Genomic DNA, 26539 nt, shown 5'->3' with positions numbered 1-26539 from the left:
CCGGAACTCGGCCCCGGCGGCATTCGCGAGCGGTCGGGCGGGCGGTCAGGAGCTCTGGATCTTCAGGCCCTTCACGACCTCCGCGTACAGCGCCTCGCCGTCCTGCACGGCCTTGCCGGCGGCCGGCATCTTGACCCGCAGGTGCCAATACGTCTTGCCCTCGCCCTTGATCAGCAGCTCGTGGAAGCGGTAGCGCAGCGGGTCGGGCTCGCTCGCCGAGAACGGGGTCCAGTCGGTGACCACCTCGGACGCCGCCCTGCCCTGGTGCTGCACCGCCTTGACCGTGGACTTCGCGTCCTTCATCTCCGTACCGTCCCGGCCGCCTTTGCCATAGCGCGCCTTGCGCGCCTCCCCGTCCGCGCCAGGGTCGTCCGGGGTTCCCTTGGCCTCGGAGCGCCAGAAGGCGATCTCGAAGACGCCGCTGGGGTCGGCGAACCACACCGACCCGCCCTCTTCCGCCTGGAACCGCTTGTAGTCCTGAGGCACGGTCACCTGCGCCCGCAACAGCTCGTTCTCCGGACGCACCAGCCAACCGGGGGGCAGCTCGTCCCCGGCGAAGGGGTTGGCCAGCAGCAGGACGAGCGCGACGGCGACCGCGACGATCCCGCTCAGCAGCCCGTACAGCGCCTTGCGGCTCTGCCTGAGCACCGGCGGGATCCAGCCGCTCGCGGCGGGCGCGGACGCTCCGGCGGCGTACAGCGCGGTCGCGGCGAGTGCCTGCGGCGGCCGGGCGACGGACTCAAGGGTCTCGCGGATCTCCGGGGCGGCCGGCCGGGCCGCCGGGTCCTTGCGCAGCAGCCGCATCACGAGGGTGCCGAGCGCGCCGGTGCCGCGCGCCGGGGTCTGCGGCTCGGCGGAGAGCACCGCCTGGAGCGTGGCGGGGGTGTGCGAGCGGCGGAACGGCGACATGCCCTCCACCGCCGCGTACAGCACCACCCCGAGCGACCACAGGTCCGACTCGGGTCCGGGCCGCTGCCCGAGCAGCCGCTCCGGCGCGATGAACTCGGGCGAGCCGACGAAGGCCCCGGTCTCGGTCAGCCCCTGCTCGCCCTCGACCTGCGCGATGCCGAAGTCGGTCAGTACGACCCGGTCGCCCCGGCCGAGCAGGACGTTGTCGGGCTTGACGTCGCGGTGCAGCACCCCGGCCTCGTGGGCGGCGGTCAGCGCGCCGAGGACGGCGAGTCCGATGCGGGCGGCCTCGCGCGGATCGAGGGTGCCCTCCTGGAGGCGGGCGGCCAGCGACTGGCCGCGGACCAGCTCCATCACGATCCACGGCCGGCCATCCTCGACGACGACGTCGTGCATCGTCACGACGGAGGGGTGGTCGATCCGGGCGGCGGCGCGTGCCTCGCGCTGCATCCGCAGATGGACCGTGTCACGCTCCCGCTCGGAGAGCTGCTCCGGTACGCGGGGCTCCTTGATGGCCACGTCACGGTCGACGACCTCGTCGTGGGCGCGCCAGACCGTGCCCATGCCGCCGTGTCCGAGCCGGGACACGAGCCGGTAGCGGCCGCCGATCACCCGCCCGGCGCCGGGATCCGTCTGCGGCTGGGGTGTCGGTGCGGCGCCGCCCTGCCGCGGCAGGGCGGCGACGGCTTCCGTGGCCGGGTGCGGGTCCTGTCCGACCGCCGGTCGAGGCGGCTGGAGTCCGTAGCTGGTGGGCTCGCTCGCCCGTCCCCCGTCGTTGTTCATGGTCCCTATCCTGACGAACGGTGATCGCCGTTGTCAGCGGGGTTCTTGAGCGGATGCAGACCCGTGACACGCCGGAGCCGTGACACGCGCCCGTGCGAGGGCCAGGGGCCGGGGATCAGCCGCCCGGCGGCTTGAAGCTCTTCGTCATGGTGTCGAACTGCGTCCGGGTGGTGCCCCAGTCCGACGCCGGCGAGGACATGTAGAGCGCGTACTCGGTGCCGTCGTCCCCGTAGTAGACCTGGTCGATGGCCCGGCGCTTGCCCGGGTGGTTCTTCTTCTCGGTCCAGGTGAACTCCCACAGACAGGATTTGGTCTGGTCCCGGAAGGTGTTCTGGTCGAGCTTGTGCCGCTTGTAGTCGGGCAGCCGGTCCTTGAGGCTCTTCTCGACGTTGAGCATGTGCATGTACGGGTTCTCGAAGTCGGGCGACGTGTCGATGCTGATCCGGATGCGGTGCCGGCCGTTGTCGGGCGTGTAGTCGATCTGGTCGCCGTCCATCTGGCGCTTCCAGCCCTTGGGGACGAGCAGGCTGAAGCCCTCCGGGTCCTTGACCCGTTCCCAACCGGCCTTCGGCCCCGCCTTCTCCGCCTTCTCGGATGTGTCCGGGGAGGACTCGGAGCCGCCGGTACCTGCCTGGGTGCCGCGGCCGCCGCCGTCCGAGTACGTCATCGCGGCGAAGACCCCCGCACCCCCGATCGCGGCCGCGAGCACCGCCACCAGCACCGCCGTACGCCACCGGCCGCGCCGCGCACCGCCGTCCGTGGTCGCCGGTATGGACTCCGAGGGCGACAGCTTGGCCGTGGAGGAGGTGGTGGTGAAGGGCCGCCGGTCCTGCTCCGCGGGCCGCCGCGCGGGCGCGTGCGTCTGCGTGGTGTCGGGCGTACGGCCCTCCATCACGTCTCTGAACATCCGCTCGGCCTCGGCCGCCGTGGGCCGGTCCGCCGGATCCTTGCTGAGCAGGGCGGTGATGACCGGCGCGAGCGGCCCGGCCAGGACGGGGCGGTCCAACTCCTCGGTCACCACGGCCTGCATGGTCTCGATCGGCGAGGCGCGGCGGAACGGCGAGGTGCCCTCCACCGCCGCGAACAGCGTGGCGCCCAGCGACCACAGGTCGGAGGCGGGCCCAGGGTCGCCGCCCCGTACCCGCTCCGGCGCCAGATAGTCGATGGATCCGACGATCTCCCCGGTCCGGGTGATGGTCGAGTCGCCCTCGATGGCGGCGATACCGAAGTCGGTGAGCAGGACCCGGCCGTCCCGGGCGAGCAGGACGTTGGCGGGCTTGACGTCCCGGTGCAGGACACGGGCGTCGTGGGCGGCGCGCAGCGCGCGTAGAACGTGCAGTCCGATGCGCGCTGCCTCGCGGACCTCGATCGGGCCGGACTGCTTCATGGCGTCGCCGAGGGAGGGGCCGTCGACGTACTGCATGACGATCCACGGCCGGCTGTCGTGCTCCAGCACGTCGTGGACGGTGACGACGCCGGGGTGGGTGATACGGGCTGCGGCCCGCGCCTCCTTCTGCGTACGGGCGTGAAGGACGACCCGGTCGGCCTCGGAGACGTAACGGCCCGCCGTCAGTTCCTTGACCGCCACGATCCGGTGGAGGACTTCATCGTGGGCACGCCAGACACGGCCCATGCCGCCCTTGCCGATGGACTGGCCCAGTCGGTAGCGACCCGCCAGCAGCAGACCCTCGCCCGTGCTCTGTGAATGTTCCACTTGCCCCCGCCCGTTCCTTCGGATGCCAGGTTACGGAGGGGGGTACGGGCGGCGGAAGCTCGGGGCGGCCTTAGGTACCGCACTGTTACTGGCGAGGTGGCCGAGCCCCCTGAGGAGGGGGCGATTAGGGATGCTTCGGGGGTTGTTGAGCGGGTCGGGCTGTGTTCAGCGAGTGACGCGGTAGTGCTGGGTGGCCTGCTGGTAGATCTCCGAGACCTTGTCGCGCTGGCCCTCCGGGCCGATGACCTGGACGACGTGGTAGCGGCCCGCGACGATCATCGCGAGGTTGCGCACGAAGACCTCCCTGCCGCTGCTGTCCTGCCAGGTGAACTGCCCCTCTGCCATGGCCTGCTGCCCCACGTCGATCCGGCGCAGCCCGGAGGCGCTGGACCAGGAGGAGTCCCGCCAGGGCTGGAGCTCGCGCTCCTTGGTGCGCTGGTACGCCATGGGGTCGGCGCCGTTGGCCTGCACGGTGTCGCGGCCGGGGACGACGATCAGGGTGAATTCGCCCGCGTTGTAGCGGACTTGTCCGGCGTCGTTGATGGGGCTGCGCCGCCAGTCCTTGCCGACGGCGGTCTGGAAGCCCTCGGTGTCCTTGCGCAGGGTGTAACCGGCGGCGGGCGGCGGCCCGGTGACCGGTGCGGCGGGCGAGTTGGCCGTGCTGGGCTTGGCGGGCGTGCTGGGTGTGGTGTTCGCCGGGGCGCTGGGCTGCGCACCGGGCTGCTGCTGGGCCGGAGGCCTGCTGCCTTGTCCGTCCTGACCGCCCTGTTCACCGGACTTGGGCATGAACAGCATGGCGTACGCCACCGCTCCGGCCAGCAGAAGCAGGATCAGGAGCAGCAGGGTCCGGCCCAGGGACCGGGGGGCGCGTCCGGGCGCCTGCGGTCTGCCGGGGTTCTCCGGGCGGCTGTAGCCCTCGGAACGGCTGTAGGCGGCTCCGCCCCGCCCAAGCCCCTGAGATTCCTCGGACCCTGACGACCGGCGGGACGGGCGCGGCTGCCGGGTCTGGCGCGGTTCCTTGGTCTTGCGGTGGCGGTGCCGGCCTTGGGCCGCCGCCCCTCCCCCGCGCCGCTTGCGCACCAGCTCACCGCGGCGGCGCACGATGGGCAGCCGGGTGTCGTCGGCGGACGGCAGCGGTACGACGTCCGTACCCGCCTCGGGTTCGGGCGCCGAGCGGACGAGCGAGCGCAGCCAGCCGCGGAGCTCCTCGAAGTCGGGCCGTTCCGTGGGGTCCTGGCGCAGCAGCGACTCGACGACCGGGCGCAGGGGGCCGCACTCCTCGGCGAAGGCGGGCGGCTCGGAGCAGACCAGCTGGACGAGCTCGGCGGCATTCTCCTCCGGGTACGGCGCGTGGCCCTGGACGGCTCGGTAGAGCAGCGCGCCGAGGGCCCAGAGGTCGGTGGACGGGCCGATGGGCGGGGCGAGCTGCCAGTTCTCGTGGACGGGTCCGGCCTGTTCGGGCGCCCAGCGTTCGGTGACGGCTCCGACGACCATGATCCGGGCCTGCCGGGCTCGCTCGGCGGCGAGTGGGGTGGCCGGGCCGCGGTAGGGGGCCGGGGCGGGGCCTCCCGCGACGACCTCCTCCCAGCCGCCGGTGCTCACGGCGGGTCCGGGCGCAGGCGTGGCGCGGCGCTGGGCGTCGGCGCGCAGCGCGTCTCCGCCGCTGACGCTGTGCCAACTGCCGTCGGCGGCGGGGGCTGCCTCGCGCGGCTGGTAGCCCGCGGGCAGGGCGGGGCGGCCACCGCCCCCCGCCGGCACGGGCCGCGAGCCGTCCCGCCCGGCCGGTCCGTCGTGCCACGTCCCGGTGAGCAGCGCACGCGGCGTCCCGCCGCCGCGCGGCGGCGTGTCGTCCTCGCCGCCCCCGGAGCCGTACTCGGGCTCGTCGTCCTCGTCGTCGGCGGCCTGGGACCACCACTGCGGGTCGTAGCCGTCGGCGGCCCGCGCGGGCGGAGCCGGGGGGAGAACCGAGGTCTCGGCGTCGTCGGCGCGGACGTCGTCGACGCGGGCGGCGGCGCGGGCGCCCGCGCGGTAGGCGGCGATGGCGCCCGCGCGGGCCGCGCGCACGTCCGCCGTCGCCGGGGGCGCGGCCGGCTCGGGCCGGGCCCCGGGGACGAACGGACCGGCTGCGGACCCGTCGTCGTCCGGATCGGTGCCGAGGTCGCCTTCGGGTCCAGTGCCGACATCGGCTTCAGAAGCAGGGGCGACGTCGGGCTCGGGGACGGGGGCGTAGCCGCACAGCGCCTCTTCCGCCGCGCCCGCGGCGAGGCCGGTCAGGACGACCCGGCCGTCGTCGCAGACCAGGACCGTACGGGCGGTGATGTTGCGGTGCGTCCAGCCGTGCGCGTGCAGGGCGCGCAGCGCGGTGAGGACGTCGGCGCCTATCTCGGCGGCGCGGTACGGGCTCAGGGGCCGTTCGGCGAGGAGCGCCGCGAGGGGGCGGGCGGCGACGAGTTCACTCACTATCCACAGCGAGCCCCCCTCGGCGAACACGTCGAAGACCTGGTCGAGGCGGGGGTGGTCCGGGATCTGGGCCGCGGCCTGTGCGGCCTCTATGGCCCGTCGCACGGCCGGGTCCGTGGGGCGCCGGGTCGCCCGCCCCGGCGCACGCCGCGGCGGCGTGCGCCCGGCGGCTCCGTCGGCGTCGAGGACCTCGGCGTCCACGACCTCCGGCAGGGGCAGTTGGCGGACCAGCACTTCCTGGCCGCTGTAGGTGTCGAAGGCGCGCGTCTCGACGAGTTCGTACTCGTCGGAGGGCGGCAGCGGCAGGCGGTAGCGGTCGGCGAGCACCCGTCCCGCGTATTCGTCCACGTCGCCTCCCCACCAGCGCGCTGTCCCCCGACCCCGCGAGCCGTGCGGAACCCGTCATTTACGGTCCCGTGCAGGTCCGTTGTGGTTGCGCACCGCCCATGAGCTCTCACGATACGTGGCCCTACCCACCCGCGGTAAAGGGACGGGTGTTTTCCCCCGGCTCACGGGGGTGGTCCGTCAGGCCTTGGGCATGAAGGTGGTGGTGAAGGTCTGCCACGTCCCCTGCGTCGTGGCCGACTTCCACCGGGCGTCCTTGGCGGTGAACATCAGGCCGTACCCGAGCTTGCTGTTCACCACGAAGCCACGGTCGACCGACCGGTACCTCTCGCCGTCCTCGGAGAAGGTGAACACCCAGTCGGCCGTGGGCCAGCCGCGGTACTCCACCTTCTCTATGCGCTCCCGCTTGTATCCGGAACGGCGCATGAAGGCCTCCTGGGCCTGCCAGTCGGCGACCGGGTCGGCCTTGGGCGTGGAGGTCCAGCCGACGAGCAGACGCGCGTTGTCCGGGCCGGTGAACCGGGCGCCGGCCGCGCTGGTGGAGACGTACTTCCACCCCTTGGGCAGACCGATCGTGAAGCCCTGCGCGTGCCGGTACGTGGAGACGGCGGGGGCCGCCCCACCCGTGCCCGCCCTCGTCGCGGGCGCCAAGCTGGCGCCGCTGCCCTGGCCCGGCTTCTGGCCCTGACCGGCGGCGCCGCCCTCCGGGTCCTTGCCCGCGTCCTGGCCCTGGGTGCCGCCCTGGTCCTTGTCCGGGTTCTGCGCGGTGCCGCCGTCCTTGCCCTGGCCACCGCCGCGGGAGGCGGTGCTGCCCGCGGTCGCGGCCTGGCCGCCCTTGCCCTTGCCCTGTCCGCCGGTCTCGTCGTCCCCGCCCAGCGTGAGGTAGAGGACGGTGGAGAGCACGGCGAGGACGGCCACGACCGCGATGATGACGAGTGTGCGCCGGGGCACGACGTCGGTGATCGGCGCGCGCGGGGGCGCTGGCCGGGCCGGGCTGCCGTTGACCGGGGGCGGGGCCGGCTGCTTCTGCTCGGACTTAGCGGCGGCGGTCGCTGCGGTGGCGGCGGCCGCCGCGGCGTTCCGTACGGACTTCAGCGCACCGCGCATCCGCTCCGCGGCGAGGTCGGCGGCCTCCCTCGCCTTCTCCTTGGTGCGGTTCTCCGGCGGCGCGGGCGGGATCGGGGGCAGCGCGACGACCCTGGTCGCCTCCGGTGAGGGCTCGGGCGCGACGGCGGTCGGCTCGGGGGCGTGGATGACGGCGTTGAGCAGCACACGCGCGCCCGCGTCGTCGAGCCGCTCGGCGGGGTCCTTCGCCAGCAGGCCATAGATGACCTTCTCCAGCAGCGGACCGGCGTTTTTCGGCGGGTCGACCGGCTCGGTCATCACCGCGGTCAGCGTCGCGATCGCGGAGCCCTTGTCGTAGGGCGGGCTGCCCTCCACGCTCGCGTAGAGCAGTCCGCCGAGCGACCACATGTCGGCGGCGGGTCCGGGCTTGTGGCCACGTGCCCGCTCGGGCGAGATGTACGAGGGCGCGCCGACGAGCATGCCGGTCGAGGTGATGGACGGGTCGCCCTCGACCTGCGCGATGCCGAAGTCGGTGAGGACGACCCGGCCGTCCTCGGCGATCAGTACGTTGGACGGCTTCACATCGCGGTGCAGGATGCCCTCGCGGTGCGCCGAGCGCAGCACGTCGAGGATGGCGAGGCCGACCTCGGCGGCGCGGCGCGGGGTGAGGGTGCCGTCCTCGCGGACGGCCTCCGCGAGCGACTTGCCCTCGACGAGCTCCATGACGATCCACGGGCGGTCGTCCTCGTCGACGACGTCGTAGACGGTCACGGCGCCGTTGTTACGGATCCGGGCGATGGCCTTCGCCTCGCGCAGCGTACGGGTGATCAGCCGGCGCTTCTCGTCCTCGTCGATGCTGCTGGGGAAGCGCAGTTCCTTGACGGCGACGGTCCGTCCGAGCGTCTCGTCGACGGCCCGCCAGACGGTACCCATCCCGCCCCGGCCGAGCACGGCGCCCAGCCGGTAACGCCGGGCCAGCAACCGCCCTTCCGTGGTCACGACCCGCGCGGCCGGTACGGCGCCCGCGCTCTCCCTGCCACCTTGGGGCTTGGCGTCCTTGGGTGCGTCGGACTTGGGCGCGGTGGTCTTGGGCGCCGTGGTCTTCGGGGCGTCAGCCTTCGCGACGTCAGTCTTCGGCGACGCGCCGGGCTTCGGTGCGTCAGCCTTCGCCGCCTCCGCCTTGGGTGCGTCGGGCTTGATCGCGTCCGTCTTCGGGGCGTCCGTCTTCGGGGCGTCGGCCTTGGGCGGCTCCGCCTTCGTGAGCGCGGGCTTCGGCGCCTCGTCCGTCCCGGAGCCGGCGCCCGGCGTGGCGTCGGCCGGCGTGGCCTTGGGCTCACTGCCGCGGTCCCCGTCGGCCTCCGCGTCCGAGGGGCGCTTGGCGTCCGCCGCGGCGCCCCCGGCCGTACCGGGCCGCGTGGCCGGTTCCTTGGTCCGCTGCGCGGGGACGGCGTCCCCGTCGCGGTCGGCTCCGGCGGCCGCGCCGCCCCCCGGTTCGACGTCCGTGACTGCGTCCCGCCGAGGTTCCCGCGCCGTGTCCCGCGACTGCTCCGACTCCGACATGCGTCCCCTCTGCGATCCCTGAATCTTCGCCCGCGCCTGCCGCTTCCCGCGCGATGCGGTAACCCGCCCTGGAAGAGGGTCCATTGTCCCTCACCCCGGGGCAGGCACTGCTCCGGGGTCCGCACACCGACACGACGACCCGGGAGCGAACGGTTCCCACCATGCCACCACGAGGGACACAGGTCACCGCTCCACCGACGGCGCGCCTCCCCGGACGCCCCCCGCCCCGCACCTCCCTCCCCTCACCCCTCTGTCAGTCCTCTCGCTCAACACCCGTCCCATGGACGGCAGATGACACGGGCATACTCACGACCGACCGACCGACCGACCCGGGCGGGGTCTAGATCGGCACGATGTCCGGCGCCCCGAGCCGCGCCGCGTCGGCCGTCAGATCGTCCGGCTGCCGCTGCGACTCCCGCTCCGCCTCGACCCGCTTCTCGTAGTGGGCCACCTCCTTGTCGAGGTGCGCGGAGTCCCAGCCGAGGACCGGCGCCATCAGCTCGGCGCACTCCCGCGCGACCCGGGTGCCCCGGTCGAACGTCTCGATCGAGATCCGGGTGCGCCGGGTCAGTACGTCGTCCAGATGCCGCGCGCCCTCGTGGGAGGCGGCGTAGACGATCTCGGCGCGCAGATAGTCGTCGGCGCCGCTGAGCGGCTCCCCGAGGCCGGGGTCCTCGGCGATCAGCTCCAGCAGTTCGTCGGTCATCGATCCGTAGCGGTTGAGCAGATGCTCGACCCGGACCACATGGAGCCCGGTCCGCGCGGCGATCCGGGCCCTGGCGTTCCACAGCGCGTGGTAGCCCTCCGCGCCGAGCAGGGGTACGTCCTCGGTGACGCAGGCCGCGACCCGCTGGTCGAGCCCGTGCACCGCCTCATCGACGGCATCCTTGGCCATCACGCGGTAGGTCGTGTACTTGCCGCCGGCGACGACCACGACCCCGGGGACCGGGTGCGCCACGGTGTGTTCGCGGGACAGCTTGCTGGTGGCGTCCGACTCGCCGGCGAGCAGCGGGCGCAGCCCGGCGTACACGCCCTGGACGTCGTCACGGGTGAGCGGCACCGCGAGGACCGAGTTGACGTGTTCCAGCAGGTAGTCGATGTCGGCGCTGGAGGCCGCCGGATGGGCCTTGTCGAGGTCCCAGTCGGTGTCGGTGGTGCCTACGATCCAGTGGCGTCCCCACGGGATCACGAACAGGACGGACTTCTCCGTCCGCAGGATCAGTCCGGTGGTGGAGTGGATCCGGTCCTTGGGCACGACCAGATGGATGCCCTTGGAGGCCCGTACGTGGAACTGCCCCCGCTCCCCGATCATCGCCTGGGTGTCGTCGGTCCAGACCCCGGTGGCGTTGACGATCTGCTTGGCGCGGATCTCGTACTCCCCGCCCGCCTCGACGTCACGCACCCGGGCACCGACGACCCGCTCGCCCTCGCGCAGGAAGCCGACCACCCGCGCCCGGCTGGCCGCCTTGGCGCCGTAGGCCGCCGCGGTGCGGACGAGCGTGGTGACGAAGCGGGCGTCGTCCATCTGGGCGTCGTAGTACTGCAACGCTCCGACCAGCGCGTCCTTCTTCAGGCAGGGCGCCACCCGCAGGGCGTGACGGCGTGTGAGGTGACGGTGGACCGGCAGGCCCCGGCCGTGTCCCGAGGAGACCGACATCGCGTCGTAGAGCGCGACGCCCGATCCTGCGTAGAAGCGCTCCCAACCCTTGTGCTGCAAGGGGTAGAGGAAGGGGACCGGCTTCACCAGATGGGGTGCGAGCCGTTCGAGCAGCAGTCCGCGCTCCTTGAGCGCTTCCCGTACGAGCGCGAAGTCCAGCATCTCCAGATAGCGCAGGCCGCCGTGGATCAGCTTGCTCGACCGGCTGGACGTGCCCGACGCCCAGTCGCGCGCCTCCACGAGCCCGGTCGAGAGGCCTCTCGTCACCGCGTCGAGGGCGGTCCCGGCGCCCACCACTCCGGCGCCCACGACCAGCACGTCCAGTTCACCCTCGGCCATGGCCGCGAGCGCCTCCGCGCGCTGCGCGGGTCCCAGTGTCGCTGTCCTCACCGCTGCCTCCCGTCGTCCCCCATGTGGGTCGGGCTCACAGATTCGATTCTGGCTCCGCTCACCGACTTCAGCCACCGCCTGTGGATATCTCCGGGTCCCTGGGGGTGACGGGGACATCCACAACCGGACAACACTCGGTGCACTCGCGGCACCACAATGCCGCATATCGGTCATATTTACGCCTAGTCTGACATTGCGTTCGCCTCGTTCTGTCCACCGGGCTTGCGCGTCTCGTGCCCTCCGGCTACAGGGAAGGACGGCCCCACATGCCCGCCGACCTCGCCGTCATCGGTCTCGGCCACCTCGGACTACCGCTCGCCCAGGCCGCCGTAGCCGCCGGTATCGACACCATCGGCTTCGACACCGACCCGCGCGCCGTCTCCGAGCTCTCCGCCGGACGCCCGCCCGTCGACGGCTCCCTCACCGCCTCGGAGATCCGCCGGATGCTCTCGGGGGGCTTCCGGCCCACCACCAACCCGGCCGAGCTGGGCCGGGTCCGTACCGCCGTGATCTGCGCCCCCACCCCCCTCGGCGCGGACCGCACCCCCGACCTCACCGCCGTCGCCGACGCCGCCCGCGCCCTCGCCGCCCGGATGCGCCCGCACACGACCGTGCTGCTCGAATCCCCCGTCCACCCCGGCACCACCGAGGGGCTCCTGCGCACGCTGGTCGAGGAGGGCTCCGGGCTGCGGGCCGGCCGCGACTTCCATCTGGCGTACTCCCCCGGCCGTGTCGACCCCGGAAACCGCGGCCACGCCTACGCCACCACCCCCAAGGTCATCGGCGGTCTCACCCCCGCCTGCACCGAATCCGCCGCCGCCTTCTACGGCCGGCTCACCGACAAGGTGGTACGCGCGCGTGGCCCGCGAGAGGCCGAGACGGTCAAACTCCTGGAAACCAACTTCCGCCACGTCAACATCGCCCTGGTCAACGAGATGGCCGTGCTCTGCCACGACATCGGCGTCGACCTCTGGGACGTGATCCGCTGCGCCGAGACCAAGCCCTTCGGTTTCCAGGCCTTCCGCCCCGGCCCCGGCGTAGGCGGCCACGGCGTCCCCGTCGACACCATCGGCGCCCACCGGCCCCTCCGCCTGGTCGAGTTGGCGAGCCAGGTCAACGAACGGATGCCGCGCTACGTCATCCAGCGCTGCGCCACCCTCCTCAACGAGCACGGCAAGTCGGCCCGCGGCGCGCGCGTGCTGCTCCTCGGCATCACCTACAAGCCCGACCTCGCCGACTGTGAGGGCTCCCCCGCCCCCGAGATCGCCCGCCGCCTGATGGACCTGGGCGCGGCGGTCAGCTACCACGACCCGTACGTCGCGGACTGGCGCGTACGCGACCTCCCCGTGCCCCGCGCCGACTCCCTCTACGACGCCGCCGCCCACGCCGACCTGACCGTGCTGCTCCAGCACCACCGCACGTACGACCTCCAGGGCCTGGCGGTCAAGGCGCAGCTCCTGCTGGACACCCGGGGCGCCACCCCGGCGGGCGCGGCCCACCGCCTGTGACCGCCCACTCCTGCGGCATACGGAAGGGGCCCCGCACCTGCTGGTGCGGGGCCCCTTCCGTACAGCGGGATCTACGGCGTGATCAGCGGCTGTGCTGCGAGTCCGCGACGGTCACCTCGACGCGCTGGAACTCCTTGAGCTCGCTGTAGCCCGTGGTCGCCATCGCCCGGCGCAGCGCGCCGAAGAAGTTCATCGACCCGTCCGGGTTGTGCGAAGGGCCGGCCAAGATCTCCTCGGTCGTCCCGACGATGCCCAGGTCCACCAGCTTGCCGCGCGGCACGTCCTCGTGGACGGCCTCCATGCCCCAGTGGTGCCCCTTGCCGGGCGCGTCCGTGGCACGGGCCAGCGGGGAGCCCATCATCACGGCGTCGGCGCCACAGGCGATCGCCTTCGGCAGGTCACCCGACCAGCCCACACCGCCGTCGGCGATGACGTGCACGTACCGGCCGCCGGACTCGTCCATGTAGTCACGGCGGGCCGCGGCCACGTCGGCGACGGCGGTCGCCATCGGCACCTGGATGCCGAGCACGTTACGGGTGGTGTGCGCGGCACCGCCGCCGAAGCCGACCAGGACGCCCGCGGCGCCGGTCCGCATCAGGTGCAGGGCCGCGGTGTACGTGGCGCAGCCGCCGACGATGACCGGGACGTCGAGCTCGTAGATGAACTGCTTCAGGTTCAGCGGCTCGGCCGCGCCGGAGACGTGCTCGGCGGAGACGGTGGTGCCCCGGATGACGAAGATGTCCACACCGGCGTCGACGACGGCCTTGGAGAACTGCGCGGTGCGCTGCGGGGAGAGCGCGGCGGCGGTGACCACACCGGAGTCGCGCACCTCCTTGATGCGCTGCCCGATCAGCTCCTCCTTGATCGGCGCGGCGTAGATCTCCTGCAGACGGCGGGTGGCGGTGGCCTCGTCCAGCTCGGCGATCTCGTCGAGCAGCGGCTGCGGGTCCTCGTAGCGGGTCCACAGGCCCTCGAGGTTCAGCACACCGAGGCCGCCCAGCTCGCCGATGCGGATGGCGGTCTGCGGCGAGACGACCGAGTCCATGGGGGCGGCCAGGAAGGGAAGCTCGAAGCGGTAGGCGTCGATCTGCCAGGCGATCGAGACCTCCTTCGGGTCCCGGGTGCGCCGGCTCGGTACGACGGCGATGTCGTCGAACGCGTACGCCCTGCGGCCGCGCTTGCCGCGCCCGATCTCGATCTCAGTCACGATGTGTGGCCTTTCCCTCTACGTCTGCGCCTACCAGTATCCCCGACACACACAGGAGGGGCGGCCCCGGGAATCCCCGGTTCCGCCCCTCCACGCGCGTGTGGGTCCTTCTTACTACTTCCTGCTGTAGTTCGGCGCCTCGACCGTCATCTGGATGTCGTGCGGGTGGCTCTCCTTGAGACCCGCCGAGGTGATCCGGACAAACCGGCCCCGGTCCTGGAGCTCCGGCACGGTCCGGCCGCCGACGTAGAACATCGACTGGCGCAGGCCGCCGACCAGCTGGTGGACGACCGCGGAGAGCGGGCCGCGGAAGGGCACCTGGCCCTCGATGCCCTCGGGCACCAGCTTCTCGTCGGAGGCGACGCCCTCCTGGAAGTAGCGGTCCTTGGAGAAGGAGCGCTGCTCACCGCGGGACTGCATGGCGCCGAGCGAGCCCATGCCGCGGTACGACTTGAACTGCTTGCCGTTGATGAACATCAGCTCACCGGGCGACTCCTCGCAGCCCGCGAGCAGCGAGCCGAGCATCACCGTGTCGGCGCCCGCGACCAGGGCCTTGGCGATGTCGCCCGAGTACTGCAGACCGCCGTCGCCGATGACCGGGACACCGGCCGCCTTGGCGGCGAGGGAGGCCTCGTAGATCGCGGTGACCTGCGGAACGCCGATACCGGCGACCACGCGGGTCGTGCAGATGGAGCCGGGGCCGACGCCGACCTTGATGCCGTCCACACCGGCGTCGATCAGCGCCTGGGCGCCGTCGCGGGTGGCGACATTGCCGCCGATGACGTCCACCGACGCATTCGACTTGATCTTGGCGACCATCTCGCCGACCAGCCGGGAGTGGCCGTGCGCGGTGTCGACGACGATGAAGTCGACGCCCGCCTCGATCAGCGCCTGGGCCCGCTCGTAGGCGTCCCCGGCGACACCGACGGCCGCGCCGACGAGCAGCCGGCCCTCTTTGTCCTTGGCGGCGTTCGGGTACTTCTCGGCCTTGACGAAGTCCTTGACCGTGATGAGGCCCTTGAGCAGCCCGGCCTCGTCGACCAGCGGCAGCTTCTCGATCTTGTGGCGGCGCAGCAGCTCCATGGCGTCCACGCCGGAGATGCCGACCTTGCCGGTGACCAGCGGCATCGGGGTCATGACCTCGCGCACCTGGCGGCTGCGGTCCGACTCGAAGGCCATGTCGCGGTTGGTGACGATGCCGAGCAGCTTGCCCGCCGCGTCGGTCACCGGGACACCGCTGATGCGGAACTTGGCGCAGATCGCGTCGGCCTCGCCGAGCGTGGCGTCCGGGTGCACGGTGATCGGGTCGGTGACCATGCCGGACTCGGAGCGCTTCACCAGGTCGACCTGGTTGGCCTGGTCGGCGATGGAGAGATTGCGGTGGAGCACACCGACGCCGCCCTGACGGGCCATGGCGATGGCCATCCGGGACTCGGTGACCTTGTCCATGGCGGCCGAGAGCAGCGGGATGTTCACCCGCACGTTCTTGGAGATGTACGAGGAGGTGTCGATCTGATCCGGGGCCATGTCGGACGCGCCCGGCAGCAGCAGCACGTCGTCGTAGGTCAGCCCGAGTGTCGCGAATTTCTCGGGCACTCCGTCGACGTTTGCAGTCATGACACCTTCCCCAAATGGCCTTGATCGGTGCGGATGTCCATGCTAACGGGCTGCGAGGGTGTCTCATTCCACGATCAAGATCACTCAGCAGATTTGTGTGTTCGTACGTGTACGAGACGACGTACAGGTGGCCGCTACTGCTCCGCGAGGGCGCGCAGCCGGCTCAGTGCGCGGTGCTGGGCGACCCGCACCGCGCCCGGGGACATGCCGAGCATCTGACCGGTCTCCTCGGCGGTGAGCCCCACGGCCACCCGCAGCACCAGCAGCTCCCGCTGGTTCTCCGGGAGGTTCGCCAGGAGCCGCTTGGCCCACTCGGCGTCGTCGCTGAGCAGGGCGCGCTCCTCGGGGCCCAGCGAGTCGTCGGGCCGCTCGGGCATCTCGTCCGAGGGGACGGCGGTCGACCCGGGGTGCCGCATCGCGGCCCGCTGCAGGTCGGCGACCTTGTGCCCGGCGATGGCGAAGACGAACGCCTCGAAGGGGCGGCCGGTGTCCTTGTAGCGCGGCAGCGCCATCAGGACGGCGACACAGACTTCCTGCGCGAGGTCCTCGACGAAGTGGCGAGCATCACCGGGAAGCCGGTTCAGCCGCGTACGGCAGTAGCGCAGGGCGAGAGGGTGAACACGGGCCAGAAGATCGTGCGTGGCCTGCTCGTCGCCTTCGACGGCACGGTGAACGAGTGCACCGATCACCGTGGTCTCGTCGTCGCGCATCGCTCCATGGTGCCTTGACGCCCGCTCGTTCGTGGCATCGCGCCCACTGTTGTGCACCGAAGCGTTATGAGCAGGTGCGCCGGAACTCATCTCCTGCGCCCTCCCCTTCCGCTCGATCGACTCGTCCCCGAGGAACTCCACACCTCAAGGATGCGGCATCCGGGAGGGAAGTGACACAAGCCGTCGCCGCCTTGGGCCCCAGGGCCCGCCCCGCCCGCCCGACGACGGGCGGGGATCCGGCCGGTCATGCGGCTAGCGGACCAGGCCCCAGCGGAATCCGAGCGCGACCGCGTGCGCCCGGTCCGAGGCGCCCAGCTTCTTGAACAACCGCCGCGCGTGCGTCTTGACGGTGTCCTCCGACAGGAAGAGCTCGCGGCCGATCTCGGCGTTGGAGCGGCCGTGGCTCATGCCTTCGAGCACCTGGATCTCCCGCGCGGTGAGCGTGGGGGCCGCGCCCATCTCGGCCGAGCGCAGCCGCCGCGGGGCGAGCCGCCACGTCGGGTCGGCCAGCGCCTGGGTGACGGTCGCGCGCAGCTCGGCGCGGGACGCGTCCTTGTGCAGATAGCCGCGGGCACCGGCGGCCACGGCGAGCGCCACGCCGTCCAGGTCCTCGGCGACCGTGAGCATGATGATCCGGGCGCCGGGGTCGGCGGAAAGCAGCCGGCGGACGGTTTCCACACCACCCAACCCGGGCATGCGCACGTCCATCAGAATCAGATCCGAGCGGTCCGCACCCCAGCGGCGGAGTACTTCCTCGCCGTTGGCCGCGGTGGTCACGCGCTCGACGCCGGGCACGGTCGCGACCGCGCGGCGAAGCGCCTCTCGGGCAAGCGGGGAGTCGTCGCAGACGAGGACGGATGTCATGGCCGCCCTCCGCAGCTGATGCGCGTCACCTTGAGCCTCCAGGGCTGGTACGTATCGTCACCTGTGCGGTTGACGCTCTCGGACACCTGCCCGATCGCTTGTTCTTTCAACCGCCTCCGCACTCTCAACGATGGTCACTCGAAAGAGTTACGGGTCGGACGGCAGCCTTCGGCACTCTATGTGAGGGAGCGTATGCAGAGCAGAGCGTCGCAGGTCATCCATCCTCGATGTCAAGCTATGCCCCATTTAGCCTGACTTCTTTCCATTTCGCGGTGTCTGCGACTAGATTCGCAATGAGTCATATTTACATCTACTTAGACAGTAGTTGTACGGTCGGAACGGACCCATCAGCCGTCCGCCGGCCACCGCCGGACCCGTCGGCCCACCGTTGGCCCCAGCTATCAGCCATCCACCCGCCTATCCGTTCAGCACGGTTTCAAGGGGACAAGCGCAATGGCAGATTTCTCCCGCCTTCCCGGACCCAACGCCGACCTGTGGGACTGGCAACTCCTCGCAGCCTGCCGCGGAGTGGACAGTTCCCTGTTCTTCCACCCCGAGGGAGAGCGCGGCGCTGCACGGAGTGCGCGTGAGAACTCGGCGAAAGAGGTCTGCATGCGGTGCCCGGTCCGCGCGGAGTGCGCGGCGCACGCACTCGCCGTACGGGAGCCGTACGGCGTGTGGGGCGGCCTCACCGAGGACGAACGCGAGGAACTCATGGGACGGGCGCGCAACCGCCTGGTCACGGCGAGCGCATCGAGCGCGGCCGGCGCGGGGCGCACCTGAAGGAACGTTTCTGCACAACGCCTGGACACGTATGCCTGAACAGCGGCCGGCCCGCCGCGCGTGGGGAGCGGGCGGTGGGCAGGGGTGTGACGTGCGGACCGGGAGGGGTTTTACGCGCGCGTAGCCGCGAGGATGAGCTGGTCGAGGGTGGCCGCGACGGCCGGGACCTGGGCGAGGTCCGGCAGGGTCAGGGCGACGATCTCGCGCTCCACGGCCGGTTCGACGGCGACCGTCCGGGCGCCACGGGGGCGTACCGACTCGATCGCGAGCCGGGGCAGTACGGCCACGCCGAGTCCGGCGGAGACCAGTCCGACCACGGCCGGGTAGTCGTCGGTGGCGAAGTCGATGCGGGGGGTGAAGCCCGCGTTCTCGCAGACGTCCACGAGCTGGCGGCGGCAGCGCGGGCAGCCCGCGATCCAGGACTCCTCGGCCAGTTCGCCGATGGCGACGGCGTCCGCGTCGGCCAGCCGGTGGCCCTCGGGGACCAGGCCGACGAGACGGTCGGCGAGCAGGGGGCGGACGACCAGGTCGTCCCATTCGGTGGCGTTGGTGCCGTAGCGGAAGGCAAGGGCCACGTCGCAGTCGCCCTCGCGGAGCATCTCGACCGACCGGGGCGGCTCCGCCTCGACCAGGGAGACCCGGGTGCCCGGGTGGGCGGCGCGCAGGGCGGCGAGGGCGGTGGGCACGAGCGTGGAGCTGCCGCTGGGGAAGGAGACCAGCCGGACCCGGCCGGCCCGCAGGCCCGCGATGGCGGCGACCTCCTCCTCGGCGGCGGTGAGTCCGGCGAGGATGCCCGCGGCGTGCCGTACGAGGGCCTCGCCGGCCTGGGTAAGGCGCATCTCGCGGCCGGTGCGGATCAGCAGGGGGGTGCCGGCGGAGGTTTCGAGGGCCTTCATCTGCTGGCTGACGGCGGGCTGGGTGCAGCCCAGCTCGCGCGCGGCGGCGGAGAAGGAGCCGGTGGCGGCGACAGCGCGCAGGACACGGAGATGACGAGCCTCGATCACCCTTTGAGCATAAGTGAAGCTTGGGCATCTCGGCGAATACCCAGAGGAATCTTTGAGCCAAGGCCGCTGAGGGGTCACTTAGAGTGCCGGTCATGAAGGTACTGAGCGTCAACGTCGGACAGGCCAGGGCGGCGGAGTACACCGATGCCCCCGGCGGGAGGACGGGCATCGACAAGCGGCCGGTCGAGGGGTCCGTACGGGTGGTGGTGCCTGGGCCCAGCGGGGCCGGGGGGAGCGGGATCGTCGGGGACAACGTCTGCGACCTGCGCTTCCACGGCGGTACGGACCGCGCCGTGACCGCCTTCGCCCGGGAGGACCTGGACGCCTGGGAGCGCGAGCTGGAACGGCCGCTGGCCAACGGCGGGTTCGGCGAGAACCTCACCACCACCGGCCTCGATGTGAACGGCGCTCTGATCGGCGAGCGCTGGCGGGTCGGCTCGGGCGTCATCCTGGAGGTGTCCGGCGGACGCATCCCCTGCCGGACCTTCGCGGGTTTCCTCGGTGAGAAGGGCTGGGTGCGGCGGTTCACGCAGGCGGGCCGGCCGGGCGCGCTGCTGCGGGTGATCGAGCCGGGCGAGCTGACGGCGGGCGACCCGGTCGAGGTCGTGCACCGTCCCGACCACGGCATCACGGTCTCCCTGCTGCACCGGGCCGCCACGACCGAGCGCTCGCTCCTGCCCGGCACGCTGGTGGCGGCCGAGTGGATGGAGTCCGGGCTCCTGGACGTCGCGCGGTCGTACGCGGACAAGTACGGCTCGTAGCGGCTTCTCGCCGCCCCCTGCCGGCCGTACGGGCCCGCGCGCGGTGGGCGTTACCGTGCCGCATATGACGACTGCACTGATTACGGGAGCGACGGCCGGCATCGGCGCCGCCTTCGCGCGGCGCCTCGCGGCGGACGGACATGACGTGGTGCTGGTGGCCCGCGATGCGAAGCGGCTGCGCGAGCAGGCCACCGAACTGCACGACCGGCACGGCGTGGAGGCGGAGGTCCTGGTCGCCGATCTCGCGGAGGAGGAGGGGATCGCGGCCGTGGAGGCGCGGCTCTCCGACACCCGCCGGCCGGTGGATCTGCTGGTGAACAACGCCGGGTTCGGCAACAAGGGCCGGTTCCTGGAAGTGTCCATGGCCGACGAGTTGAAGATGCTGAAGGTGCACTGCGAGGCCGTGCTGCGGCTGACGTCCGCGGCGGCGGAGGCGATGCGGGAGCGGCGCCGGGGCGGTGTGGTCAACGTCGCGTCGGTGGCGGCCTTCGTGCCGCGTGGCACGTACGGCGCCTCCAAGGCCTGGGTCGTGCAGTTCACCCAGGGCGCGGCGCGGGACCTGGCGGGCAGCGGGGTGCGGCTGATGGCGCTGTGCCCGGGGTTCGTACGGACCGAGTTCCATCAGCGGGCCGGGATGGGGACGGACAACATCCCCGGCTGGCTGTGGCTGGACGCCGACAAGCTGGTCGGGGCCGCGCTGACCGATCTGGCGCGGGGCAAGACGCTGTCGATCCCGGACCCGCGGTACAAGGCGCTCATGGGTGTGGTGAAGCTGGCCCCGCGCGGCCTGCTCGGCGGGGTGAGCTCGAAGGCGGGGCGTAAGTACGGCCCGAAGTAGCGGCGGCGGCAGGGGTTTCGGGGGCCTACGGGGCGGGGTCGAGGGCCAGTGCGGTCGTCGTTCCGTCCTGCCAGGTCACCTCGATCGTGGCGCCGTCGATCCGGACCGTGGCGAGGGTGGCGACCGGGGCGGGGTCCGGCTCCGCGGTGAGGGAGGCGAGCGCGACGAAGAGCGCTCGGGGGCCGGTGACCGTGCCGTGCAGGGCGGCGGTGCGCGAGCGGGGGCCCTGGAGGGTGGAGCCGGTGTCCATCTCGACCGTTTCGGTGCGCCAGGCGTAGCCGTGGACGGGGTGGAGCTGGGCGGTGGGGCCGCCGGGGGTGGTGGCCCAGCCGGTCTGGCGCACGGGGGTGCGTTCGGGGGCGCCGGTGACGAGATGGGCGCGGACTTCTGCGCGTCCGTGGGCCAGGGTCGCCGACAGGATCTGGATGCCGCGCAGCGGGGAGTGGCGGGAGGCTGCCCAGCCGGGGCCGGTGCCGTGCGGGGTGGCCGGGCCGCGGGTGGTGACCTTGCCGCCGACGACCAGGGCGAAGTGGTTGTCGGCCTGGTCGCCGGGGGTGGTCGGGCCGGTGCGGGTGGAGTAGGCGAAGCGGGCGTAGAGGGGGTCGTCGGTGCGGTCGCGGCCTGGGGCCGGGGTGGCGCCTGGGTTGCTGCCGTGGTTGTGGAGCCGTACGAGACCGTCGGCGGCGGTGGACTGGATGAGCAGGCCGGGGGCGGCGAGGGGGGTGACGGCGTCGGCGGTCTCGGCGGGAAGGGGCTGTTCGGGGGCGGTCCAGGCCGGGTGGCCGGGCGGCAGCAGGAGGCCGAGGAACCCTTTGGCCGCCCAGTAGGGGGAGGCCGGGCCGGAGTAGCTCTGGACGACGGGGGCGTACGGGCCGTGCCAGCCGAGGGTGAACAGGCCGCGCTCGTCGGTGGCGCCGCGGTCGAGGAAGTGGCGCAGGGTGCCGGAGGCGAGGCGGCGGGTGGCGCCGGGGGTGAGCGGGGTGTGGCCGGTGAGGGCGCCCAGCCAGGGGGCGGCGGCCGCGGCGAAGCGGTAGGTGAGCGAGCGGCCGTACGGGAGCGGGGAGCCGTCGGCGTCGAAGAGCCGGACGTATCCGTCGAGTTGGGCGCGCAGCCGGGGGCCGTAGCGGTCCAGGAGCTCCTGGTCCCCCGCGAGGTGGGCGTGGAGGACGGGGTAGAAGTGCAGGGCCCAGGCGTTGTAGTGGTCGAAGGCGCGGTTGTCGCCGTCGCTGTACCAGCCGTCTCCGGCGTACCACTGCTCGATCCGGTCGAGGGAGCGTTCGAGCGTACGGGCGGCGCGGTCGGTCTCGATGCCCGCGTCGAGCAGGAAGCCCGCGACCGTGAGGCCGAAGAGCCACCAGTTGTTGTCGACCGGTGAGGGGTCGAGGGCGGGCAGCAGCCAGTCGACGGCCTGTTGGCGGGTGCGGTCGTCGAGGGTGTCCCACAGCCAGGGGCGGGTGAGGCGCAGGCCGAGGGCGAGGGAGGCGGACTCGACGACGGCCTGGCGTACGTCGGCCATCAGGGGCCAGGCGTCGGGGGTGGCGGGCGCGCGGCCGTCGCCGGGGCCGGGGTCGGTGCCCGCGGCGAGGCCTTCGGCGTAGCGGGCGAGGTGGCCGTGGGGGTCGTCGCCGGAGGCGCCCGCGACGCGCAGGGCGGCGAGGAGGAACGTACGGGCGTGGCCTTCGAGCCCGTCGGAGCGGGGGCCGGACCAGCTGGGGCGGGGGCCGGGGAGGGCGATCAGGCCGTGGCGCGGGGAGGCGTAGGGGCGTACGGCCAGCAGGAGTTGGTCGGCTGCGGTCTCCCAGTGGGCGCGGGTCCAGCCGGTGTAAGGACTCAGCACACGGTTCTCGGGTGGCGTGGGCATGATGCTCCCCTGGAGGCGGCCTGCTGCGTCGCCGGAATCATGAACACGGTTCTGATCGAGCGTCAATGGATCGGACCGAATGATCGAAGCACCCATCGTTCGATCAGCTTGGATTAGGGTCTGGCTACCCGGGACGACGCTCGACCGGGCCACCACACTGCGAGGGGGCTTCCGCCGTGCGCGAGAGTGCTGCTGAACGTCACGACCGTCTGCTGGCCCTGGTGCGGGAGCGCGGTACGGCGCGGGTCTCGGAGCTGGCCGCGCAGCTCGGCGTCTCGCCCGTCACCGCACGCCGCGACGTGGAGGCGCTGGCCGGCCGGGGCCTCCTCGACCGGGTGCACGGGCAGGTCTCCTGGCCGGGCCCGCAGGGCGACCCGGGCCGGACCCGGGCCGGCGAGGGGCTGGTGCTCGGGCTGCTCGCGCCCTCCTCCACCTACTACTTCGCCGAGGTGATCAAGGGGGCGCACGAGGCGGCGGCGCGGGTGGGGGCGCGGCTGATCCTGCGCATCTCCGACTACCGGCCGCAGGAGGACCGGGCCGGTACCGAGGGCCTGCTGGCGGCGGGCGCCCAGGGCGTGCTGGTCGCGCCGGGGTGGCGGGGGCCGGAGGACAGGGCCGCGTACGGCGACTGGCCCGCCGAACTGCCCGTACCGGCCGTGCTCCTGGAGCGGCGGGCCGCGCCCGGCTCACCGCTGGACGGGCTCGACCGGGTGGCGTCCGACCATGGGCACGGGGTGCTGCTCGCCGTGCGGCACCTGGTGGGCATGGGACACCGGACGCCGCTGCTGGTGGCCCGCTCGGACAGCCCGACCGCGCTCGCGGTGCGCGCCGGGTACACCGACGCGCTGGCGGCGCTGGGGCTGCGGGCGCCGGGGCCGGTGGTCGGTTCGGTGCCGGCCGAGCGGGAGCCGGAGCGGTTCGAGGAGGCCGTCCGCACGGTGCAGTCGGCGGTCGCCTCGGGAGCGGTGACGGCGGCGCTCGTGCACAACGACGTGGACGCGATCCGGATGGTGCAGCGCCTGGCCGAGCTGGGCGTGCGGGTGCCCGGGGACCTGGCCGTGATCGCGTACGACGACGAGGTCGCGGCCCTGGCGGACACCCCGCTCACGGCGGTGGCACCGCCCAAGCACCAGGTGGGGCGGCACGCCACGGAGCTGCTGATCGAGCGGCTGACGGGGGAAGGCGAGGGCGACGGGGAGACGCCCCGGCGGCATCTGTCGCTGCTGCCGCGGCTGCGGATCAGGGCCTCCTGCGGGGCGGCCGCGCCACTCTGATCGGTCTGTGCGGGGGCCGGTCGGACCGCTCTGATCGATCTGAGCTTTTTTCGATCAATCAATCGTTCGCTCTTGACTTCGGTCATGTCTGGTTCAAGGATCGCGGCCAACCACCCGCCCTTCCTCAGGAGCCGTGCTGTGAACCGTAGTTGGAGCAGCAGTTGGAGCAGAACGACCCGTGCCGTGGCCGCCACCGCCACCGCTCTCGCCGTACTGACGGCCTGTGGCGGCGGCGGGGACGACACCTCCGCCCAGGGGACCGACGGCAAGCCCGTGACCATCACCTTCTGGGGGTGGGCCAAGGGCTCCAAGGAGGTGGTGGACGCCTTCAACGCCTCGCACACGAACATCCGGGTGACGTTCGAGGAGATCCCCTCCGGCAACGCCGGCGGCTACGCCAAGATCTCCAACGCCGTGAAGGCCGGCAACGCACCCGACCTGGTCTCCATCGAATACCCGTCGCTGCCCGAGTTCGTCAGCGCCGGCTCTCTCAAGGACATCGGCGCCCACTTCACGGAGGACGACCGGAAGAAGCTGCTGCCGCAGGCCGTCGACCTCACCACCCTCGGCGGCAAGACGTGGGCCGTCCCCTTCGACGCCACGCCGCAGGTCTTCTACTACCGCAAGGACCTCTTCGCGGCGTACGGCATCGAGGTCCCCAAGACCTGGGACCAGTTCAAGACCGCCGCCGAGAAGGTGAAGAAGGCCGATGCCAAGGCCCGGATCGCCACCTTCTTCCCGGACGACCCGACCACCTTCGAAGCGATGGTCTGGCAGGCCGGCGCCCAGTGGTTCAAGGCCGAGAACGACACCTGGAAGGTCGACACCACCGACCCGGCCACCACCAAGGTCACCGCCTACTGGCAGGGCCTCCTCGACGCCGGGCTCGTCCACAACAACGCCTCCTTCAGCCCCGAATGGACCGGCTCGCTGAAGAACGGCGGCACGATCGGCTACCTCGGCGCGTCCTGGGGAGCGGGCGTCCTCAAGGGCACGCTGCCCGAGCAGAGCGGCAAGTGGGCGGCCGCCCCGATACCCACCTGGGACGGCAAGCCCGCCAGCGGCATGCTCGGCGGCTCCACCTTCGCCGTGACGAAGGGCAGCCGGAAGGCCGCCGCCGCAGTCGAGTTCGCGAAGTGGATGGCCACGACGGAGGACGGCGTCAAGGCCCGGATCGCCTCCGGCACCTCCAGCGCCTTCCCGGCCGCCACCGCCCTGCGGCCGGTCGCCAAGGAGGTCTTCGACACCCGCTTCTACGGCGGCCAGGACCTCTACACCCTCTTCGAGCAGGCCGGCGCCTCAATCCGTACGGACTGGGCCTGGGGCCCGACCACCGGCACCACCAACACCGCCGTCAAGGACCGGTTCGGCAAGGTCAAAGGCGGCGGCGCCACCCTCGCGGAGGGGGTGAAGGCCGGTCATGACGCGACCGTCGCCGAGCTGACCAAACGCGGCCTGAAGGTCAAGGGCTGACGGCGATGAAAGCCCGCACCCGCGCCGCCACCGTCCTGCTCACCCCCTTCTTCACCCTGTTCACCGCGGTGCTGGTGGTGCCGATCGGATACGCGGTCTGGCTCAGCCTCTTCACCGAGAAGCAGTCGGGGCTGGGCTTCGGCGGATCCGAGACCGCCTTCAGCGGCCTCGACAACTACCTGGCCGCGCTGGGTGACCGGGCCTTCCTCGACGGCTTCGGCGTACTGCTCGCCTACTGCCTCCTCTACATCCCGCTGCTGCTCGCCGGCGCCCTCGCCCTCGCGCTGCTCCTCGACTCCGCCCTCGCCCGCGCCCGCCGCTTCTTCCAGCTCGCGCTCTTCCTGCCGCACGCCGTCCCCGGCATCATCGCGGCGCTGATCTGGGTCTACCTCTACACACCCCAGCTCTCCCCCGTCGTACGCGCCATGGAGGCCGGTGGCATCGGCTTCGACTTCTTCTCGCCCTCCGGCACCCTCCCCTCCGTGGTCAACATCGCGCTGTGGGAATGGCTCGGCTACAACATGGTGATCTTCTACGCGGCGCTCCAGGCCATCGACCGGTCCGTCCTCGAAGCGGCGACCGTGGACGGCGCCGGGTCCTGGCGGATCGCCTTCAGCGTCAAACTCCCCCTCATCCGCGCCTCGCTCGCGATGGTCGCGCTCTTCACCGTCATCGGCTCGCTGCAGCTGTTCACCGAGCCGCTGATCCTCAACAAGGGCACCGGGTCCGCCGTCAGCTCCACCTGGACCCCGAACATGTACGCCTACAGCGCCGCCTTCGACCGCAACGACTACGGGCTCGCGGCCGCCGCCTCCGTACTCCTCGCGCTCACCGCCGCACTGCTGTCCTTCGCGGTCACCCGCGTCACGGGGAGGAGGGCCAAGACCGCATGACACCCCGCCGCGCCACCCACCGCCTGCTGTCACGGGCCGCCGTCAACGGATCGCTGCTCCTCGCCGTCGTCTACATGCTCTTCCCCCTCGTCTGGCTCGTCACCGCCGCCACCAAGGACGCCGGGGGCCTGCTCGCCGGGGACTCCTTCTCCTTCGAGGGCTTCGACCTCGGCGGCAACCTCACCCGGCTCGCCGCGTACGGCGACGGCGTCTACTTCCGGTGGTACCTCAACAGCCTGCTCTACGCGGGCGGCGGCGCCCTCGCCTGCGCGCTGATCAGCGTCGCCGCGGGCTACGCCTTCGACAAGTACGACTTCCCGGGCAAGGAGAAGCTGTTCGGGCTCGTCCTGCTGGGGGTGCTCGTCCCCACCACGGCGCTGGCCCTGCCCATGTACCTGCTCGCCAGCGAGGCCGGGATCGTCAACACCTACTGGGCCGTCCTCGTCCCAGTCCTCGTCAACCCCTTCGGGGTCTATCTCGCCCGGGTCTTCAGCGCCGGCTACATCCCCGACGAGGCCCTGGAAGCCGCCCGTATCGACGGCGCCGGCGAGCTGCGCGCCTTCTGGTCCATCGGGCTGCCCATGGTCATGCCCGGTTTCGTGACCGTCTTCCTCTTCCAGTTCACCGCCATCTGGAACAATTTCTTCCTCCCCCTGGTGATGCTGTCGGACCAGAAGCTCTTCCCGCTGAGCCTTGGCCTGTACGCGTGGAACAGCAACGCCCACGCCGAACCCGGCTTCTACCCCCTCGTCGTCACCGGTTCGCTGCTCGCCGTCGTCCCCCTCGTCGTCGCCTTCGTCTCGCTCCAGCGCCACTGGAAAGCCGGTCTCACCGCCGGCAGCGTCAAGTGAGGAGCTGCGGAT

General features: G+C 72.2%; 19 protein-coding genes. 8 read left to right on the top strand and 11 right to left on the bottom strand.

The genetic code is table 11. From position 1 onward, the window contains the following. Nucleotides 1–45 precede the first annotated feature (45 nt). The 5 genes from ACZ7LT_RS19250 to ACZ7LT_RS19230 all read right to left on the bottom strand — a co-directional run bounded on the left by ACZ7LT_RS19250 (nt 46) and on the right by ACZ7LT_RS19230 (nt 10883). A complete protein-coding gene (locus ACZ7LT_RS19250; RefSeq protein ID WP_471237223.1) occupies nt 46–1692 on the bottom strand; it encodes a serine/threonine-protein kinase in 1647 nt (548 codons plus the stop codon). A gap of 115 nt (nt 1693–1807) precedes the next feature. Continuing rightward, nucleotides 1808–3406: a serine/threonine-protein kinase gene (locus ACZ7LT_RS19245; protein WP_471237222.1), complete on the bottom strand. Its 1599-nt coding sequence runs from the start codon at nt 3404–3406 to the stop codon at nt 1808–1810. Nucleotides 3407–3571: 165 nt separating this feature from the next. Then, nucleotides 3572–6214 (bottom strand): protein kinase, encoded by a 2643-nt coding sequence (locus ACZ7LT_RS19240; protein ID WP_471237221.1) that lies wholly within the window; start codon nt 6212–6214, stop codon nt 3572–3574. A gap of 177 nt (nt 6215–6391) precedes the next feature. Further along, on the bottom strand, nt 6392–8836 hold the full coding sequence (locus ACZ7LT_RS19235) for a serine/threonine-protein kinase (RefSeq protein WP_471237220.1): 2445 nt from the start codon (nt 8834–8836) through the stop codon (nt 6392–6394). A gap of 340 nt (nt 8837–9176) precedes the next feature. Beyond that, a complete protein-coding gene (locus ACZ7LT_RS19230; protein WP_471237219.1) occupies nt 9177–10883 on the bottom strand; it encodes a glycerol-3-phosphate dehydrogenase/oxidase in 1707 nt (568 codons plus the stop codon). Between the two features lie 266 nt (nt 10884–11149). On the opposite strand from ACZ7LT_RS19230, the gene ACZ7LT_RS19225 reads away from it, so the two are divergent. Then, complete coding sequence (locus tag ACZ7LT_RS19225) at nt 11150–12391, top strand: nucleotide sugar dehydrogenase (RefSeq protein ID WP_471237218.1); 1242 nt, start codon at nt 11150–11152, stop codon at nt 12389–12391. Between the two features lie 82 nt (nt 12392–12473). On the opposite strand, the gene ACZ7LT_RS19220 is transcribed toward ACZ7LT_RS19225, so the two are convergent. From ACZ7LT_RS19220 to ACZ7LT_RS19205, 4 genes are all read right to left on the bottom strand, one after another. Next, nucleotides 12474–13598, bottom strand: coding sequence for a GuaB3 family IMP dehydrogenase-related protein (locus tag ACZ7LT_RS19220; protein WP_019888831.1), 1125 nt, complete (start codon nt 13596–13598; stop codon nt 12474–12476). 114 nt (nt 13599–13712) lie between these two features. Continuing rightward, nucleotides 13713–15215 (bottom strand): IMP dehydrogenase, encoded by a 1503-nt coding sequence (guaB, locus tag ACZ7LT_RS19215; RefSeq protein ID WP_471237217.1) that lies wholly within the window; start codon nt 15213–15215, stop codon nt 13713–13715. Nucleotides 15216–15349: 134 nt separating this feature from the next. Continuing rightward, complete coding sequence (locus tag ACZ7LT_RS19210) at nt 15350–15925, bottom strand: sigma-70 family RNA polymerase sigma factor (RefSeq protein WP_355105227.1); 576 nt, start codon at nt 15923–15925, stop codon at nt 15350–15352. 252 nt (nt 15926–16177) lie between these two features. After that, nucleotides 16178–16789 carry a response regulator transcription factor gene (locus tag ACZ7LT_RS19205; protein ID WP_003948568.1) on the bottom strand — a complete coding sequence of 204 codons (612 nt, stop codon included), beginning with the start codon at nt 16787–16789 and terminating at the stop codon, nt 16178–16180. A gap of 453 nt (nt 16790–17242) precedes the next feature. Between ACZ7LT_RS19205 and ACZ7LT_RS19200 the strand changes: the two genes are divergently transcribed. Next, nucleotides 17243–17572, top strand: a complete 330-nt coding sequence (locus ACZ7LT_RS19200; RefSeq protein WP_019888827.1) for a WhiB family transcriptional regulator — start codon at nt 17243–17245, stop codon at nt 17570–17572. Between the two features lie 110 nt (nt 17573–17682). Here ACZ7LT_RS19200 and ACZ7LT_RS19195 read toward each other — a convergent pair whose 3' ends face one another. Continuing rightward, nucleotides 17683–18576: a LysR family transcriptional regulator gene (locus tag ACZ7LT_RS19195; RefSeq protein WP_471237216.1), complete on the bottom strand. Its 894-nt coding sequence runs from the start codon at nt 18574–18576 to the stop codon at nt 17683–17685. A gap of 92 nt (nt 18577–18668) precedes the next feature. On the opposite strand from ACZ7LT_RS19195, the gene ACZ7LT_RS19190 reads away from it, so the two are divergent. Continuing rightward, on the top strand, nt 18669–19337 hold the full coding sequence (locus ACZ7LT_RS19190) for an MOSC domain-containing protein (RefSeq protein WP_471237215.1): 669 nt from the start codon (nt 18669–18671) through the stop codon (nt 19335–19337). 64 nt (nt 19338–19401) lie between these two features. Further along, nucleotides 19402–20175, top strand: coding sequence for an SDR family NAD(P)-dependent oxidoreductase (locus ACZ7LT_RS19185; RefSeq protein ID WP_471237214.1), 774 nt, complete (start codon nt 19402–19404; stop codon nt 20173–20175). 25 nt (nt 20176–20200) lie between these two features. Here the strand turns inward: ACZ7LT_RS19185 and ACZ7LT_RS19180 are convergent, their stop codons facing one another. Beyond that, entirely contained in the window at nt 20201–22036 is a 1836-nt protein-coding gene (locus ACZ7LT_RS19180; RefSeq protein WP_471237213.1) for a DUF2264 domain-containing protein, read from the bottom strand. A gap of 176 nt (nt 22037–22212) precedes the next feature. Here ACZ7LT_RS19180 and ACZ7LT_RS19175 point away from each other — a divergent pair, with 176 nt between their 5' ends. The 4 genes from ACZ7LT_RS19175 to ACZ7LT_RS19160 all read left to right on the top strand — a co-directional run bounded on the left by ACZ7LT_RS19175 (nt 22213) and on the right by ACZ7LT_RS19160 (nt 26527). Beyond that, entirely contained in the window at nt 22213–23310 is a 1098-nt protein-coding gene (locus ACZ7LT_RS19175; RefSeq protein ID WP_471237212.1) for a LacI family DNA-binding transcriptional regulator, read from the top strand. Between the two features lie 138 nt (nt 23311–23448). Further along, a complete protein-coding gene (locus ACZ7LT_RS19170) occupies nt 23449–24783 on the top strand; it encodes an ABC transporter substrate-binding protein (RefSeq protein ID WP_471237211.1) in 1335 nt (444 codons plus the stop codon). 5 nt (nt 24784–24788) lie between these two features. Beyond that, on the top strand, nt 24789–25676 hold the full coding sequence (locus ACZ7LT_RS19165) for a carbohydrate ABC transporter permease (protein ID WP_471237210.1): 888 nt from the start codon (nt 24789–24791) through the stop codon (nt 25674–25676). Then, nucleotides 25673–26527, top strand: coding sequence for a carbohydrate ABC transporter permease (locus ACZ7LT_RS19160; protein WP_471237209.1), 855 nt, complete (start codon nt 25673–25675; stop codon nt 26525–26527). Before ACZ7LT_RS19165 ends, ACZ7LT_RS19160 begins: the two co-directional genes overlap by 4 nt. Nucleotides 26528–26539: the final 12 nt, after the last annotated feature.

The organism is Streptomyces sp. NPDC039465, assembly GCF_055639315.1.
The sequence above is the reverse complement of the archived record's forward strand: the minus strand, read 5'-3'. Positions and strand labels throughout refer to the sequence as shown.

What these genes read in the sequence shown, in the direction of transcription:
- ACZ7LT_RS19250 (WP_471237223.1), bottom strand. Translation starts at nt 1,692, where the DNA reads ATGAACAACGACGGGGGACGGGCGAGCGAGCCCACCAGCTACGGACTC.
- ACZ7LT_RS19235 (WP_471237220.1), bottom strand. Translation starts at nt 8,836, where the DNA reads ATGTCGGAGTCGGAGCAGTCGCGGGACACGGCGCGGGAACCTCGGCGG.
- ACZ7LT_RS19225 (WP_471237218.1), top strand. Translation starts at nt 11,150, where the DNA reads ATGCCCGCCGACCTCGCCGTCATCGGTCTCGGCCACCTCGGACTACCG.
- guaB (WP_471237217.1), bottom strand. Translation starts at nt 15,215, where the DNA reads ATGACTGCAAACGTCGACGGAGTGCCCGAGAAATTCGCGACACTCGGG.
- ACZ7LT_RS19210 (WP_355105227.1), bottom strand. Translation starts at nt 15,925, where the DNA reads ATGCGCGACGACGAGACCACGGTGATCGGTGCACTCGTTCACCGTGCC.
- ACZ7LT_RS19205 (WP_003948568.1), bottom strand. Translation starts at nt 16,789, where the DNA reads ATGACATCCGTCCTCGTCTGCGACGACTCCCCGCTTGCCCGAGAGGCG.
- ACZ7LT_RS19200 (WP_019888827.1), top strand. Translation starts at nt 17,243, where the DNA reads ATGGCAGATTTCTCCCGCCTTCCCGGACCCAACGCCGACCTGTGGGAC.
- ACZ7LT_RS19190 (WP_471237215.1), top strand. Translation starts at nt 18,669, where the DNA reads ATGAAGGTACTGAGCGTCAACGTCGGACAGGCCAGGGCGGCGGAGTAC.
- ACZ7LT_RS19185 (WP_471237214.1), top strand. Translation starts at nt 19,402, where the DNA reads ATGACGACTGCACTGATTACGGGAGCGACGGCCGGCATCGGCGCCGCC.
- ACZ7LT_RS19180 (WP_471237213.1), bottom strand. Translation starts at nt 22,036, where the DNA reads ATGCCCACGCCACCCGAGAACCGTGTGCTGAGTCCTTACACCGGCTGG.
- ACZ7LT_RS19165 (WP_471237210.1), top strand. Translation starts at nt 24,789, where the DNA reads ATGAAAGCCCGCACCCGCGCCGCCACCGTCCTGCTCACCCCCTTCTTC.
- ACZ7LT_RS19160 (WP_471237209.1), top strand. Translation starts at nt 25,673, where the DNA reads ATGACACCCCGCCGCGCCACCCACCGCCTGCTGTCACGGGCCGCCGTC.